At 73.9% G+C, this 12,960-nt stretch carries 12 protein-coding genes, 1 tRNA gene and 1 pseudogene; 7 read left to right on the top strand and 7 right to left on the bottom strand.

Going from position 1 to position 12,960, the window contains the following annotated elements:
• The first annotated feature begins 71 nt into the window (after positions 1 to 71).
• The 3 genes from IE271_RS11530 (at position 72) to IE271_RS11520 (ending at position 2,738) form a co-directional block, all read left to right on the top strand.
• Positions 72 to 154, top strand: a tRNA-Leu gene (locus IE271_RS11530).
• 258 nt (positions 155 to 412) lie between these two features.
• Complete coding sequence (locus IE271_RS11525; protein ID WP_190190148.1) at positions 413 to 1,588, top strand: 4-hydroxybenzoate 3-monooxygenase; 1,176 nt, start codon at positions 413 to 415, stop codon at positions 1,586 to 1,588.
• Positions 1,589 to 1,823: 235 nt separating this feature from the next.
• Positions 1,824 to 2,738, top strand: coding sequence for a Bax inhibitor-1/YccA family protein (locus IE271_RS11520; RefSeq protein WP_190190147.1), 915 nt, complete (start codon positions 1,824 to 1,826; stop codon positions 2,736 to 2,738).
• 113 nt (positions 2,739 to 2,851) lie between these two features.
• Here IE271_RS11520 and IE271_RS11515 read toward each other — a convergent pair whose 3' ends face one another.
• Positions 2,852 to 3,082: a DUF4287 domain-containing protein gene (locus IE271_RS11515; RefSeq protein ID WP_190190146.1), complete on the bottom strand. Its 231-nt coding sequence runs from the start codon at positions 3,080 to 3,082 to the stop codon at positions 2,852 to 2,854.
• Positions 3,083 to 3,202: 120 nt separating this feature from the next.
• Between IE271_RS11515 and IE271_RS11510 the strand changes: the two genes are divergently transcribed.
• Complete coding sequence (locus IE271_RS11510) at positions 3,203 to 3,496, top strand: hypothetical protein (RefSeq protein WP_229919261.1); 294 nt, start codon at positions 3,203 to 3,205, stop codon at positions 3,494 to 3,496.
• A gap of 54 nt (positions 3,497 to 3,550) precedes the next feature.
• On the opposite strand, the gene IE271_RS11505 is transcribed toward IE271_RS11510, so the two are convergent.
• From IE271_RS11505 to IE271_RS11495, 3 genes are all read right to left on the bottom strand, one after another.
• The gene (locus tag IE271_RS11505; protein ID WP_190190144.1) at positions 3,551 to 4,363 is read right to left on the bottom strand and encodes a hypothetical protein; all 813 of its coding nucleotides are present in this window, start codon (positions 4,361 to 4,363) and stop codon (positions 3,551 to 3,553) included.
• Positions 4,364 to 4,683: 320 nt separating this feature from the next.
• A complete protein-coding gene (locus IE271_RS11500; RefSeq protein WP_190190143.1) occupies positions 4,684 to 5,904 on the bottom strand; it encodes an acetyl-CoA C-acetyltransferase in 1,221 nt (406 codons plus the stop codon).
• Between the two features lie 292 nt (positions 5,905 to 6,196).
• Positions 6,197 to 7,201, bottom strand: coding sequence for an SGNH/GDSL hydrolase family protein (locus IE271_RS11495; RefSeq protein WP_190190142.1), 1,005 nt, complete (start codon positions 7,199 to 7,201; stop codon positions 6,197 to 6,199).
• A 146-nt stretch (positions 7,202 to 7,347) separates the two neighbouring features.
• Here IE271_RS11495 and IE271_RS11490 point away from each other — a divergent pair, with 146 nt between their 5' ends.
• Positions 7,348 to 8,742 carry a cystathionine beta-synthase gene (locus tag IE271_RS11490; protein WP_190190141.1) on the top strand — a complete coding sequence of 465 codons (1,395 nt, stop codon included), beginning with the start codon at positions 7,348 to 7,350 and terminating at the stop codon, positions 8,740 to 8,742.
• Between the two features lie 529 nt (positions 8,743 to 9,271).
• Here IE271_RS11490 and IE271_RS11485 read toward each other — a convergent pair.
• Positions 9,272 to 9,691, bottom strand: coding sequence for a hypothetical protein (locus IE271_RS11485; protein WP_190190181.1), 420 nt, complete (start codon positions 9,689 to 9,691; stop codon positions 9,272 to 9,274).
• Positions 9,692 to 9,984: 293 nt separating this feature from the next.
• Between IE271_RS11485 and IE271_RS11480 the strand changes: the two genes are divergently transcribed.
• Both IE271_RS11480 and IE271_RS11475 read left to right on the top strand, forming a co-directional pair.
• Positions 9,985 to 10,830 carry a MurR/RpiR family transcriptional regulator gene (locus IE271_RS11480; RefSeq protein ID WP_190190140.1) on the top strand — a complete coding sequence of 282 codons (846 nt, stop codon included), beginning with the start codon at positions 9,985 to 9,987 and terminating at the stop codon, positions 10,828 to 10,830.
• A 200-nt stretch (positions 10,831 to 11,030) separates the two neighbouring features.
• Entirely contained in the window at positions 11,031 to 11,615 is a 585-nt protein-coding gene (locus IE271_RS11475) for a hypothetical protein (RefSeq protein ID WP_190190139.1), read from the top strand.
• 133 nt (positions 11,616 to 11,748) lie between these two features.
• On the opposite strand, the gene IE271_RS11470 is transcribed toward IE271_RS11475, so the two are convergent.
• The gene (locus IE271_RS11470; RefSeq protein WP_190190138.1) at positions 11,749 to 12,123 is read right to left on the bottom strand and encodes a roadblock/LC7 domain-containing protein; all 375 of its coding nucleotides are present in this window, start codon (positions 12,121 to 12,123) and stop codon (positions 11,749 to 11,751) included.
• Positions 12,124 to 12,562: 439 nt separating this feature from the next.
• Positions 12,563 to 12,938: pseudogene (locus tag IE271_RS11465) on the bottom strand (roadblock/LC7 domain-containing protein); the annotation flags it as partial.
• Between the last annotated feature and the right edge of the window lie 22 nt (positions 12,939 to 12,960).

The raw sequence follows: 12,960 nt of genomic DNA, 5'->3' as shown, positions 1-12,960 counted from the left end.
GGACCGGGTCCCCGCTGCTCGCAGGATGCGTCCCGATAGGCTCGGAAGCTCAATGCGGAGCCCAATGGCCTGCCCGGATGGTGGAAAGCAGACACGGCGAGCTTAAACCTCGCTGCCCCTCGCGGGCGTACCGGTTCGAGTCCGGTTCCGGGCACCTCCGCCTCTCCCTCTTCGCCGCGTCCTCCCTTGAGGGCTCCGGGCACTCCCAGGACTTCGATCACTCCGGGGGCTCCGGGGACTCCGGGAGCCCTGGCCCCTCCGGGTGTCTTCCCTCGCCGTCCCCACCGCCCCACCCTCTTCGCCGCCCGACCGTTGACAGCGGACCTCTGCGGTCGGAGACTCGCGGGAGCATATCAGTGAAGGAAATTTCACTGCGCGAACATGACGACGACGTCAATCGAAGGGAAGCCCGATGCGCACCACCGTCGGCATCATCGGCGCCGGCCCGGCCGGCCTCCTCCTCGCGCGGCTGCTGCACAACGCCGGCATCGACTCGGTGGTCCTGGAGAGCCGCGACCGCGCCTACGTCGAGCAGCGCCAGCGGGCCGGGATCCTGGAGCAGGGCACGGTCGACGTGCTGCGGGCCGCCGGGGCGGGCGCGCGCATGGACCGCGAGGGCCTCCCGCACGACGGCATCGAGCTGCGTTTCGACCGCCGCCGCCACCGCGTCGACTTCCCCGCGCTCACCGGCGGCCGTGCCGTGATGGTCTACGCCCAGACCGAGGTCTGCAAGGACCTCATCGCGCTCCAGCTGAAGGAGGGCGGCCCGCTGCTCTTCGAGGCCGAGGCGCTGGCCGTCGAGGACGCCGGGACCGACAGCCCGCGCGTCCGCTACCGGCACGAGGGCCGCGAGTCCGTGCTGGAGTGCGACTACGTGGTCGGGTGCGACGGCTTCTGGGGCGTGGCCCGCAAGGCCGTGCCCGAGCACCTGTCCCGGGTCTTCGAGCGGACGTACCCCTTCGGCTGGCTCGGCGTCCTCGCCGACGTGCCGCCCTCGCACGACGAGCTGGTCTACGCCCGCCACGACCGCGGCTTCGCCCTGCTCTCCATGCGCTCCCCGTCCGTCTCCCGCCTCTACCTCCAGGTCCCCGAGGGCACCGACGCCGCCGACTGGGGCGACGAGGAGATCTGGGACGAGCTGGAGCGCCGCTTCGAGACCGGCGACGACTGGCGCCTGGAGCGCGGGCCGATCACCCAGAAGTCCGTCACGCCCATGCGGTCCTACGTCCACGAGCCGATGCGCCACGGCCGCCTCTTCCTCGCCGGGGACGCCGCCCACATCGTGCCGCCCACCGGCGCCAAGGGCCTGAACCTCGCCGTCGGCGACGTCGTCACCTTCGCCCGCGCGCTCGTCCACCTCGGGGAGACGGGATCGGCCGAGCGTCTCGACGCCTACTCCGAGACCTGTCTGCGCCGCGTGTGGCAGGCCGAGCGCTTCTCCTACGACATGACCACGATGCTGCACCGCGCCCCCGGCGCCACGCCCTTCGACGACCGCATCCAGCTGGCCCGTCTGGACCGCATCGCCACCTCCCGCGCGGCCGGGACGGACCTCGCGGAGGGCTACACGGGCTTCCCCCTCGACTGAGGGCGCGCCCGGGGTCCGTACGCCCGTCCCAAAAGGTGCCTTTTACCTCACGGGCCCCGGACGGCGGAACCGCGGACGGGGTCGTCGGCGTTGTAAAGGCGCAGGGGAATGCGGGGTCCGAGCCTGGTGTTGGCGGTCACAACAGGGGAAAGATCCTCCCCAAGCACTAGAGGCAATCCTTTGCCTACCCATTACTCTTGAGCCAAGGCCGCAGAGGCGGCCATGGAGGAGTGAAATGAGGAGCAGCAACCCGGTCTTCTCGCGACGGGGGTTCAGCCGCGACAACGGCTACGCGGGCTTCAACACCGCGCCGCAGGCCGGGGGAGCAGCTGTGGGCACGCAGGGCAACCCCTACGCGCAGGGGAACCCGTACGCCCAGCAGGGCGGCAACCCGTACGCGCAGAACCCGTACGCCCAGAACCCCTACGCCCAGCAGGACCTGCAGCACGGCGCTCCGCCGCAGGCCCCGTCCACCACCGACCGCATGACGATGGACGACGTCGTCACGCGCTCGGCCATGACGCTCGGCACGGTCGCCGTCGGCGCCGTCCTGGCGTGGGCCCTGCTGCCGGTCTCGGCCACCAGCTACGGCCTGGCCATCGGCGCCGCGCTCGTCGCGATGGTGCTCGCGCTGGTCCAGAGCTTCAAGCGCAACGCCTCGCCCGCGCTGATCCTGTCGTACGCCGCGTTCGAGGGCGTGTTCCTCGGCGTGCTCAGCGAGATGTTCAACGCCCGCTGGAACGGCGCGCCCTTCCAGGCGGTGCTCGGCACCATGGCGGTCTCCGGCGCCACCCTGCTGATCTACAAGGCGGGCTGGATCCGGGTCACCGCGCGCTACGCCCGCATCGGCATGGCCATCGCCATCGCCTTCGTGCTGGTCATGGCGGTCAATCTGCTGCTGGTCGCCTTCGGCGTCGCCGAGGACGGCGGACTGCGCAGCTTCGGCCCGCTCGGCGCGATCGTCGGCATCATCGCGATCGTCCTGGGCGCGTTCTTCCTGACGCTGGACTTCAAGCAGATCGAGGACGGCATCGCCTACGGCGCCCCGCGCAAGGAGGCATGGCTGGCCGCGTTCGGCCTGACCATGACCCTGGTGTGGATCTACGTGGAGATGCTGCGCCTGGTCGCCATCTTCAGCGGCGACGACTAAGGGCGCCGAGGCGGGACCGGCCGGTCCCGCCCGTCCACGGAGGAAGGGCCCGCGAGCTTCGGCTCGCGGGCCCTTCGCCGTTCCCTGCCCGGTGTCTCCCCACCGGTGCGCGCTCAGGCCAGCCGGCGCGCAGCCCTCCTCAGGTCGTACTCGTGGATGATCGCCTTGGCGTGGCCGTACGCGAGGTTGTGCTCGGCGCGGAGCCAGCTGACCTTCTCCTCGAAGCGGAAGAGAGCGGGTCCTTCGTCGACGGTGCGGAGCCAGTCGGACACTTCACGACCGGTGCAGTGGGGAATGCGGGCGAGCAGGTTGCGATGGGTCTCCTCGGAGAAGACTTGGGACATCGGCGCCTCCGGACGCGTTCGATGTGGCCGGTCCTTCACGTCACCGTGCCTGAGCGTCCGCGCGTTGGCAACAGTCCCGGAAAGACGCGTTAGGGTCGCCGCGTGCTAGATACGACGCCCTTGACCCGTGCCGTGGACCACTTCGCCGACCGGCTCCGCGCCGCTCCGCAGAGCCGGCTGCAGCGCGGCGCTGCGGCCGAGGCGCTGGGCCTCGCCAGAGAGCTGTCCCGGCGGGCCCAGCAGCTGGAGGAACCGCTGGCCGAGGTCCGCGAGATGCCCGACGCGGGCATGTTCGCCGCCGCCGACCAGATCACCGTGGCCGGGCACGACCTGGCGCTCGTCCTGAAGGACGAGGGGGAGATGGAGAACGCGGTGCGGCTGGTGGAGGAGGCACAGAAACGCGCCGGAGTGTGAACTCCGGCGCGTGGGGGACGACGAGGGGCGCGCGGGCCGCGGCGGCGCTGCGGACTACAGCGAGGCGATGACGCGGTCGGCCAGGATGTAGACGTTCCGGTCTCCCCAGGAGAACGTCAGGGTGTACGCGCCCGAGACGCCCGAGCCGCCGAGGAGGACCGGGGCCTCGCCCTCGTCGAGGGCGTCGGCGAGCTCCTCCGCGGTCTCGCGGTGGCCCGGCGTCATGCAGAGCGTCGTGCCGTCGGCGAAGACGTACACGTCGAGGGTGCCCAGCGGGCCGGGGCGGACGTCCGCCAGGGCGGTGCCCGAGCGGGCCAGCTCCTCCAGGCAGGCGACCGTGCGCTCGTGGTCGTCGGCCGCCGGCGACTGCACCGGTACGAAGTCCGGGTGCGAGGGGTGGCGGCGCCGGGCCGCGGCCAGCTCGGGGGACTCGCTGGGCGCCCCCTCCTGGACGTGGTCCCGGGACGGGAAGTCGTCCGCGTCCGCACCGGGCTCGGTCACCGGCTCCAGGCCCGCGAAGTCCGCCGGCCGCGGCAGGAACAGCTCGCTGTCCGTCAGGCCGAGCAGCGTCGGGGCGTCCGGGGCGTCGCGCGCCTCCTGGGCCGCCCAGAAGGCCCGGGCCTCGGCCAGCTCCCGCTCCCGCTCCTCGGCGAGCGCCTCCGCGACGGCGGCGCGTATGTCGTCGGTGTCCGGAGTGGTGCGGGCCGCGGGCACGACGGCGCGGACCACCGCGCCGCGGCTCTCGGCGAACTCTCTGTGCAGGTCATCGATCTGCCGGCGCAGGCCGTGCACGGCACGCAGACCGGCGGCGCCCACGGCCGTGGCGGCGACCGTGGTGAGCAGCAGGGCAAGGGACATGGCGCTCACTGACGTACTCCCGGTTCAAAGTCGACCCCCGACTTCCTACATCAGCTTGAAGGGTGGACTATCCACCTGTCAGTGCAGGACGTCACGAATGGGGCGGGACTTTGGGCCCGGGAGGTCCCGGGGCAACTGCCCTGACCTGCGCGCTTCCCGTACAGGCGGGAGACAGGTCACATCATGGGGCAGATTGGATCACAAAACGGCCCGGAGCCCCGGAGGAGAACCGGGACTCCGGGGCCGTGCGGCGGCCCGGTTGAGCGCGCGGTGCGGGCCCGCGCCGCCCGCCGCCGGGGCGCGGGCCCGCACCGGCGCCGGTCACGGCGCTAGCTGAGGCGCTCGATGACCATCGCCATGCCCTGGCCGCCGCCGACGCACATCGTCTCCAGGCCGAACTGCTTGTCGTGCCACTGGAGGGAGTTGATGAGCGTGCCGGTGATGCGGGCGCCGGTCATGCCGAAGGGGTGGCCGACGGCGATGGCGCCGCCGTTGACGTTCAGCTTGTCGAGGTCGATGCCCAGCTCGCGGTAGGAGGGGATGACCTGCGCGGCGAAGGCCTCGTTGATCTCGACCAGGTCGATGTCGCCGATCGTCAGCCCGGCGCGGGCCAGCGCCCGCTTCGACGCCTCGACCGGGCCGAGGCCCATGATCTCGGGGGAGAGGGCGGAGACGCCGGTGGAGACGACGCGGGCGAGCGGCGTGAGGCCGAGCTCGCGCGCCTTGGTGTCCGACATGATCACGAGGGCGGCGGCGCCGTCGTTCAGGGGGCAGCAGTTGCCGGCCGTGACCAGGCCGTCCGGGCGGAAGACCGGCTTCAGGCCCTGGACGCCCTCCAGGGTGACGCCCGGGCGGGGGCCGTCGTCCTTGCTCACGACCGTGCCGTCCGGGGTCGTGACCGGGGTGATCTCGCGCTCCCAGAAGCCGTTCCCGATGGCCTCCTCGGCGAGGTTCTGCGAGCGGACGCCGAACTCGTCCATCTCCTGGCGGGTGACGCCCTTCAGGCGGGCCAGGTTCTCCGCGGTCTGGCCCATCGCGATGTACGCGTCCGGGAGGAGGCCGTCCTCGCGCGGGTCGTGCCAGGTCGTGCCCTCCTGCTCGGCCACGGCGGCGGTGCGGGCCTCGGCCTCGGCGAAGAGCGGGTTGTGCGTGTCCGGCAGGCTGTCGGAGTTGCCCTTGGCGAAGCGGGAGACCATCTCGACGCCGGCCGAGACGAACACGTCGCCCTCGCCGGCCTTGATGGCGTGCAGCGCCATGCGGGTCGTCTGCAGCGACGAGGAGCAGTAACGGGTGATCGTGCAGCCGGGCAGGTGGTCCATGCCCATCTGCACGGCGACGATGCGGCCGAGGTTGTTGCCCTGCTCGCCGCCCGGGAGCCCGCAGCCGAGCATCAGGTCGTCGATGTCCTCCGGGTCGAGCCCGGGGACCTTGGCGAGGGCCGCCTGCACGATCGTGGCGGTCAGGTCGTCCGGGCGCAGGTCCTTCAGGGAGCCCTTGAAGGCGCGGCCGATCGGGGAGCGGGCGGCTGAGACGATCACGGCTTCGGGCATCACGGCTCCAACGGCGGAGAGACAGCGGGACTGAGGGGGAAGTTACCCGTACGTACCGTCGGGGTCACCGGGGCGGCGGTGTGACACGGACCGCACTTTTCTAAGCGCTTGCTTTTTGCCGTGCGGCGGGCCGGGGGCGCACCCCGCCGGCACCGGCGCCCGGAGCCGCCAACGCCCGGGGCCGCTGGTGACCGGAGCCGCCAACGCCCGGGGCCGCTGGTGACCGGAGCCGCCAATGCCCGGAGCGGCTGGTGACGGGGGTTCCCGGTCGGTTCGGTTCTCCGGTGCCGGGTCAGGTCGTCGGGGCCGGGTCGGACTCCGGGACGCGCCGGCGCCGGCGGCGCTTGAGCAGGGCCCAGGGGCCGCGCGGGCCCGTCGGCATCGCGGCCGTGACCTCCGTGCCCGCCTCCGAGGCGGCCTCCGCGGCGGCGCGGGCCACCGGCAGGAACCCCTCGCGGCGCGAGACGTCCGGGCGCTCCTCCTCGGCCGGCCACAGGCCGAGCGCCGCGCAGACGGTCGGCAGCACCGCCATGGCCGCCGTGGCGTACCCCTCGGCGGAGGGGTGGTAGTTGTCGGGGCCGAAGAGCTCGCGGGGGTTCTCCTCGAACTCCGGGCCCAGCAGGTCGCCCAGCGACACCGTGCGGCCGCCCTGCTCCACCGTCCCGATCGTCTGCGCCGCCGCGAGCTGGCGCGAGGCGCGGCGGGCCAGCCACCGCAGGGGCTGCTGCACCGGCTCGATGGTGCCCAGGTCGGGGCAGGTGCCCACGACCACCTCGGCGCCGGCCGTCCGCAGCCGGCGCACCGCCGACGCCAGGTGGCGCACCGAGCGGGTCGGCGGCATGCGGTGCGTGACGTCGTTGGCGCCGATCATGATGACGCAGATGTCGGGCACCCGCTCCGGCCCCTCCAGCGCCAGGCCGACCTGCCGGTCCAGGTCGTCGGACTGGGCGCCGGGCACCGCCACGTTGCGCAGCCGCACGGGCCGCTCCGCCACCGCCGCCAGCCCCGCGGCCAGCAGCGCCCCCGGCGTCTGCCGGGGCCGGTGCACCCCCTGGCCCGCCGCCGTGGAGTCGCCGAGCATCGTCAGCAGCAGCGGTTCCGGATGACCGGAGTACGCGTGCCCGTACAGGCCGTCCGCGCTGGGCGGGAGCGGGCTGGAGCCGTTTCCCACCTGCCGTTTCGCCAGCTGCACCTCGGCCAGCAGAACGCCCGCCGCCGCCACTCCCAGCAGGCCGACGCCACCGCCGCCGTAGGCCGCGCCCGCCGCGATCCGCCGTGCCACCCTCGCCCTCGACATGCGAAGCCGCCACCTCCTCGTAGCCGTACATCAACTGCTTGCCCCGTGGAGACGGCCGTCCAATCGCGGCGGTCCGGTAACGCCGAGAGGGGGCATAGGCTGGCGGCACCACCCAGACCACCCCTTTTGCAGCTCCGGAGACAACGGTGCACTTCCACGACTCGATGATCAGCCTCGTCGGCAACACCCCGCTGGTGAAGCTCAACCACGTGACCGCGGGCATCCAGGCGACCGTCCTGGCGAAGGTCGAGTACTTCAACCCGGGCGGTTCCGTGAAGGACCGCATCGCCCTGCGCATGATCGAGGCGGCGGAGCAGAGCGGAGAGCTGCGGCCGGGCGGCACCATTGTCGAGCCGACCAGCGGAAACACTGGTGTGGGCCTCGCGATCGTGGCGCAGCAGAAGGGCTACAAGTGCATCTTCGTGTGCCCCGACAAGGTGAGCACCGACAAGATCAACGTACTGCGCGCCTACGGCGCCGAGGTGGTCGTCTGCCCGACCGCCGTCGACCCCGAGCACCCGGACTCGTACTACAACGTCTCCGACCGGCTCGTACGCGAGACGCCGGGCGCCTGGAAGCCCGACCAGTACTCCAACCCCCACAACCCCCTCTCCCACTATCACTCGACCGGCCCCGAGCTGTGGGAGCAGACGGAGGGGAGGATCACGCACTTCGTGGCGGGCGTGGGCACCGGCGGCACCATCTCCGGCACCGGCCGCTACCTGAAGGAGGCCAGTGACGGGAGGGTGAAGGTCGTCGGCGCCGACCCGGAGGGCTCGGTGTACTCGGGCGGCTCCGGCCGCCCGTACCTGGTCGAGGGCGTCGGCGAGGACTTCTGGCCCAGCGCCTACGACCGGACCGTCGCCGACGAGATCGTCGCCGTGTCCGACAAGGACTCCTTCCAGATGACCCGCCGGCTGGCCAAGGAGGAGGGGCTGCTGGTCGGCGGCTCCTGCGGGATGGCCGTGGCCGCCGCGCTGAAGGTGGCCGAGCGGCTCGGCCCCGACGACGTCGTGGTCGTCCTGCTGCCGGACGGCGGCCGCGGCTACCTGAGCAAGATCTTCAACGACGAGTGGATGGCCGACTACGGCTTCCTGGAGGACTCCGGTCCGAGCGCCCGCGTCGGCGACGTGCTGAACGACAAGGAGGGCGGCTCCATCCCCTCCCTGGTCCACATGCACCCGGACGAGACCGTCGGCCAGGCCATCGAGGTGCTGCGCGAGTACGGCGTCTCGCAGATGCCGATCGTCAAGCCGGGCGCCGGACACCCGGACGTGATGGCCGCCGAGGTCGTGGGCTCCGTGGTGGAGCGGGAGCTGCTCGACGCCCTGTTCGCCCAGCGCGCCTCCCTGGACGACACCCTGGAGAAGCACATGAGCCCGCCGCTGCCGCAGGTCGGCTCGGGCGAGCCGGTCGGCGACCTGATGTCCGTGCTGGGCGGTGCCGACGCCGCGATCGTCCTCGTCGAGGGCAGGCCGACCGGCGTCGTCAGCCGCCAGGACCTGCTGTCCTTCCTCGCCAAGGGCGGCGCGAAGCAGTAGGGGCGGCAGGGCCGGAAGGGGCCCGCCGGGCGGGCGCGCCGCGGGAAGCGCTCCCGCGGCGCCCCTGCGCGTCCGGATCCCGCGGCGCCTCCCGGAGGAACTTCGCCTCCCGGAGGAACTTCGTGGAAGTGGTACGAGCACGTCACGTCCGCGCAGCACCCGCTTAACACTGGTCCGGCACATTGGTGGGTGTCGGCAGGCGGTGGGGACACCTCCCAGGCGTTCAGCACTGGGGGAGGCTCCCCGCCCCGGGCCGGCACCCGAAACGGCGTCATGAACCTCCGGAGCGGCTCCCGGACCTTCGTGAACGCCACGGACGCGCAAGCCCGGCCCTGACCCGGCCCGCGTCCCTCGCGGGGACCGCCGTCGTCCCGCCCCCCGTTCACGGGGGTGCGGCGGTCCCCGCGCACACCCTTTCCCGCGCGAGCGCCGGACGCCTCACCCCCGGAGGCGCCCGGCGCTCCCGCTTCCCCCGCGCCCGGGGCGCCGTCCCGCCCGGTTCCGGTCCGCAGCCCTCGGTCCCCGCCGTTCACTCCTCCCAGCCGGAGTCCTGCCCGTCGCCGCGGCGGCCGATCCTCGGCGAGGTGCGCAGCGCCTGCACGGCGTTGACCCCGACGATGCCCGTCCAGGCGACCAGGAGCCCTCGCAGATCGGCGACGCCGCCGCCGATGGCGGACAGCGGGATCGCCAGGACCAGCGAGATGACGCCGAAGCCGAAGCGCTCGCCCCAGCTGTCGGCGGGCCGCGGGGAGCGCGCGCTCCGCTCCTCCGCCGTCCGCCGCTCCGCCAGGTGGCGCCGCACCCGGCGGTCGACCGCCCCGTCCAGCCGCTGCTCGACCTTCTCCAGGAACGAGTCGACCAGCGCGGACTCGTACTCCTCGCCCAGTTCCCTGCGCGCGTGCAGGGCGGCGTCGAGTTCCTTCTTGAGTTCGGCGTCGCGCGCCTCCATACCGGCCATGCCCTCACGGTAGGAATCCGGGGTGCGCCGGGCACGGGGGCCAGCCCCCGTATTCGTACGGGGACGGGCCCCAGCGGCGGCCGGGGACGACGGAGGGAGGCGGTCGTCCGGGGCGGCCCCTTGCCGGTGCTGTATAGGGTCATGCAGGGTTTTCGGGAGCTGAACGGCCGCCGGTGCCCCGGCGGCCGGGACCGGTGGCCCGCGCGGTCCCCGGTGGCCGCCGCGGCCCCGGCGGCCACCGCCTGCCCGGTCCTCACGCGTCGCCAGCCGAAGGAGAGCACCTCATGAACGGGGCGGACAGCCCTGCCGCGCGCCTGCAGGCCCTCTTCGAGGGGCACCGGCTGACGCCCACCCAGCGGCGCATCGCGCACAGCATGGTGCGCCGGGCGGCCGAGGTGCCGTTCCTGTCGAGCGTCGAACTCGCCGAGCTGGCCGGGGTCAGCCAGCCCTCCGTCACCCGCTTCGCCGTCGCCCTCGGCTTCGACGGCTACCCCGCGCTGCGCAGGCACCTGCGCGAGGTCGCGCCCGCCGGGCCCGCCCCCGCGGAGCCGGTCGCGCACAACGCGTACCAGCAGGCCGTCGAGGCCGAGATCGAGAACCTCCGGCACCTGGCCGAGGTGCTCGCCGACCCGCGGCCTGTCACGCGCGCGGGCCGGCTGCTGGCCGCGTCCCGGCCGCTGCCCGTGCTGGGGCTGCGCGCCGCGGCGGCCCAGGCGTACGGCTTCGCGTACTTCGCCGCCAAGGTCCACCCCGACGTGCGGCCGCTGCACGAGGGCGGCTCCCTGCTGCAGGACCGGATCGACGCGGCGGTGCGCGCCGGGGCGAGCGCCCTGCTGTGCTTCGCGCTGCCGCGCCATCCGCGCGAGGTCGTGGAGGTGCTGGCGTACGCCAGGGAGGCCGGACTGACCGTCGTCACCGTCGCGGACTCGGCGTTCGCGCCGGTGGCGAAGGTGTCGGACCTGCTGCTGCCCGCCGCCGTCGGCACCGGGCTCGCCTTCGACACGGCCTGCGCGCCGATGCTGCTGGGGCGGGTGCTGCTGGAGGCCATGTGCGACGACCTGCCGGACGCACAGGCCCGCCTGGAGGAGTTCGACGCGCGGGCGGCGGCGCGGGGGCTGTTCGTCGAGTAGCGGGCGGGACGGGTGTCCGCGCACATCCCCGGACGCGCCGTCCGGTGCCGACGCGCCGTCCGGTGCCAGGTGTCGACCGGCGCCGGGGAGGCGTCCGGTGCCGGGGCCGTCCGCCGTTCTCAGAATCGTCTCACCTTCACCGGTTAGCCTGCGCGCCCGAAGGCGTACGGAGGCACGGAGTCCGAAGGAGGAGAGGGCCGGTGGGACGCGGAGGTCAGGGACTGGCTCGGGTGGCCGTCGTCGTACGGGCCGGAGCCGCACCGCTGTGGTGGCTCGGCGTGTTCGCGGCGGGGATCGGCGTACTGGTGCCCGGGGTCACCGGGCGCCGGATCGGGGTACTGGCGGGCGCGGCCCTGTTCCTGGTCGCGGCCGCCGTCGTGGCGTGCGTGCGCAGGAAGCGGTACGCGGCCCTGGCGCGCGGCGCCGCGCGCGCGGGCCGGCACGACGTCCTGCAGGACCGCGCCGTGACGACGCGCAACTGGCGGCGCGGCCACCGCTGGTGGCTGCTCCTCGCCTTCGCCGCCGCCCTGGGCAGCGCCTTCGCGGTGCCCGCGGCGGGCGGGATGCTGCTCGCCGGCGCCGGGACCGGGCTGCGCCTGAAGGCGGCCCGGATCGGCCGCCGCGAGCGCGAGCTGGAAGCCCTGCTGTGGGTCCGCGTCGACTGGCTCGGCCGCGGCGCGGGCGCGCCGGCGGGCAAGCCCGTCAAGGGCTACCGCAGCACGGGCATCGCGGCCGGCGACGCGGCCCCGGGCGGCGCGCGCCGCCGCGTCGACGCGCTCGTCTGAACCGCCGCCCCTCGCGGCCGTCTCCGGCCGGTCCGGCGGTACCGGGCCGGCCGGAGACGGCCGCGAGATGTGTCCCGGCGGCGGGCCGGGGCGGTGTGCGGTTCCGTGGCGCCCGCCGCCGGGACCGCTCGGCTCAGACCTCCAGCTCCGCCTCGATCCTGCGCAGCTGGTGCCGGGCCATCGCCAGGTTGGCGCGGCCGGCCTCCAGCACCAGGTAGAGGAAGAGGCCGTTGCCGCCGCGTCCCTTGAGGAGCCGGATGAGGTGGTACTGGTTGCTCAGGGTGATCAGGATGTCCTCGATCTCGCCCTTCAGGCCGAGGTGCTCCATCGTGCGGATCTTGGCGCGGACGACGTCGGTGTTGCCGGCGGCCGCCACATTGAGGTCGAACCCCTTGCTGCCGCCGATCGTGCCCAGCGCCATGCCGCTGGTGTAGTCGACGAGCGCGGCTCCCGTCGCGCCCTCGATGGAGGCCAGGGCCTCTTTCAGCGCCGACTCGGTATTGGCCATGATCGGTGTGTCCTTTCGGTGTCTGTGTCCGTCTGTGCTCAGCAGCCCTTGCCGCTGGATTCGGTGGTGCGCGCCGCGCGGGTGGTCGTCCTCATGCGCGGCGCGGTGGTCCGGGTGCCGGTGGTGCCGGTGCCGGTCGTGCGGACGGGCAGGGCGGTCGCGGTGCCCGGCGGGTCCGCCGGGCCGGCCGGAGCCACCGGGTCGGGCGCGTCCGGCGTGTCCGCCCGGTCGTCCGGCCCTTCGGCCGGGACCGTGTCCGCGGCGGTCCCCGCTGCCCCGTCGTCCCCCGGGCCCCCGGCGTCCGCGGGTCTCCCGGGCTCGGCGGCCTTCCGTACGTGCCCGGGTCCCTTGGACGCGCGGCCGGGAGTCTCCGCCTTCCCGGTGCTCGCGGCGTCCCCGGCCCTCGGGGCGGCCTTCCTGTCGCCGGACGCGGCCGCCTGGGCGGCGACCGCCGCGACGGCCTCCGCGATCCGGCTCCCGGACCGCCGTCCCTCCAGGTGCAGCCGGCCGACGTTCACCCGGTCCTCGGCCAGCAGCGTCAGGACGGCGGACGGACCCGCCGCGTACGTCGCCACGTAGCCGCGCTCGCCGCGGACGAGCAGCTCGCGGAAGTCGCCGCGGTCCGTCGCGTCCGCCATCCGCAGGGCCACGCCGAGCGCGGCGGCGGTGAGCGCCGCCACGCCCTCCGGCTCCACGCCGGGTGTGTCCCGGGCCAGCACCAGACCATCGGCACTGGCGGCGAGCGCCCCCGTCAACTGGGGAAGACGGGCCCGCAGCCGGCGGAGCTCGTCGAGGACCTCGGCTTCGGCCGCCATCAGTTGCCTCCTCTCGGCACGC

Source organism: Streptomyces minutiscleroticus (assembly GCF_014650875.1).
GTDB lineage: Bacteria > Actinomycetota > Actinomycetes > Streptomycetales > Streptomycetaceae > Streptomyces > Streptomyces minutiscleroticus.
The sequence above is the reverse complement of the archived record's forward strand: the minus strand, read 5'-3'. Positions and strand labels throughout refer to the sequence as shown.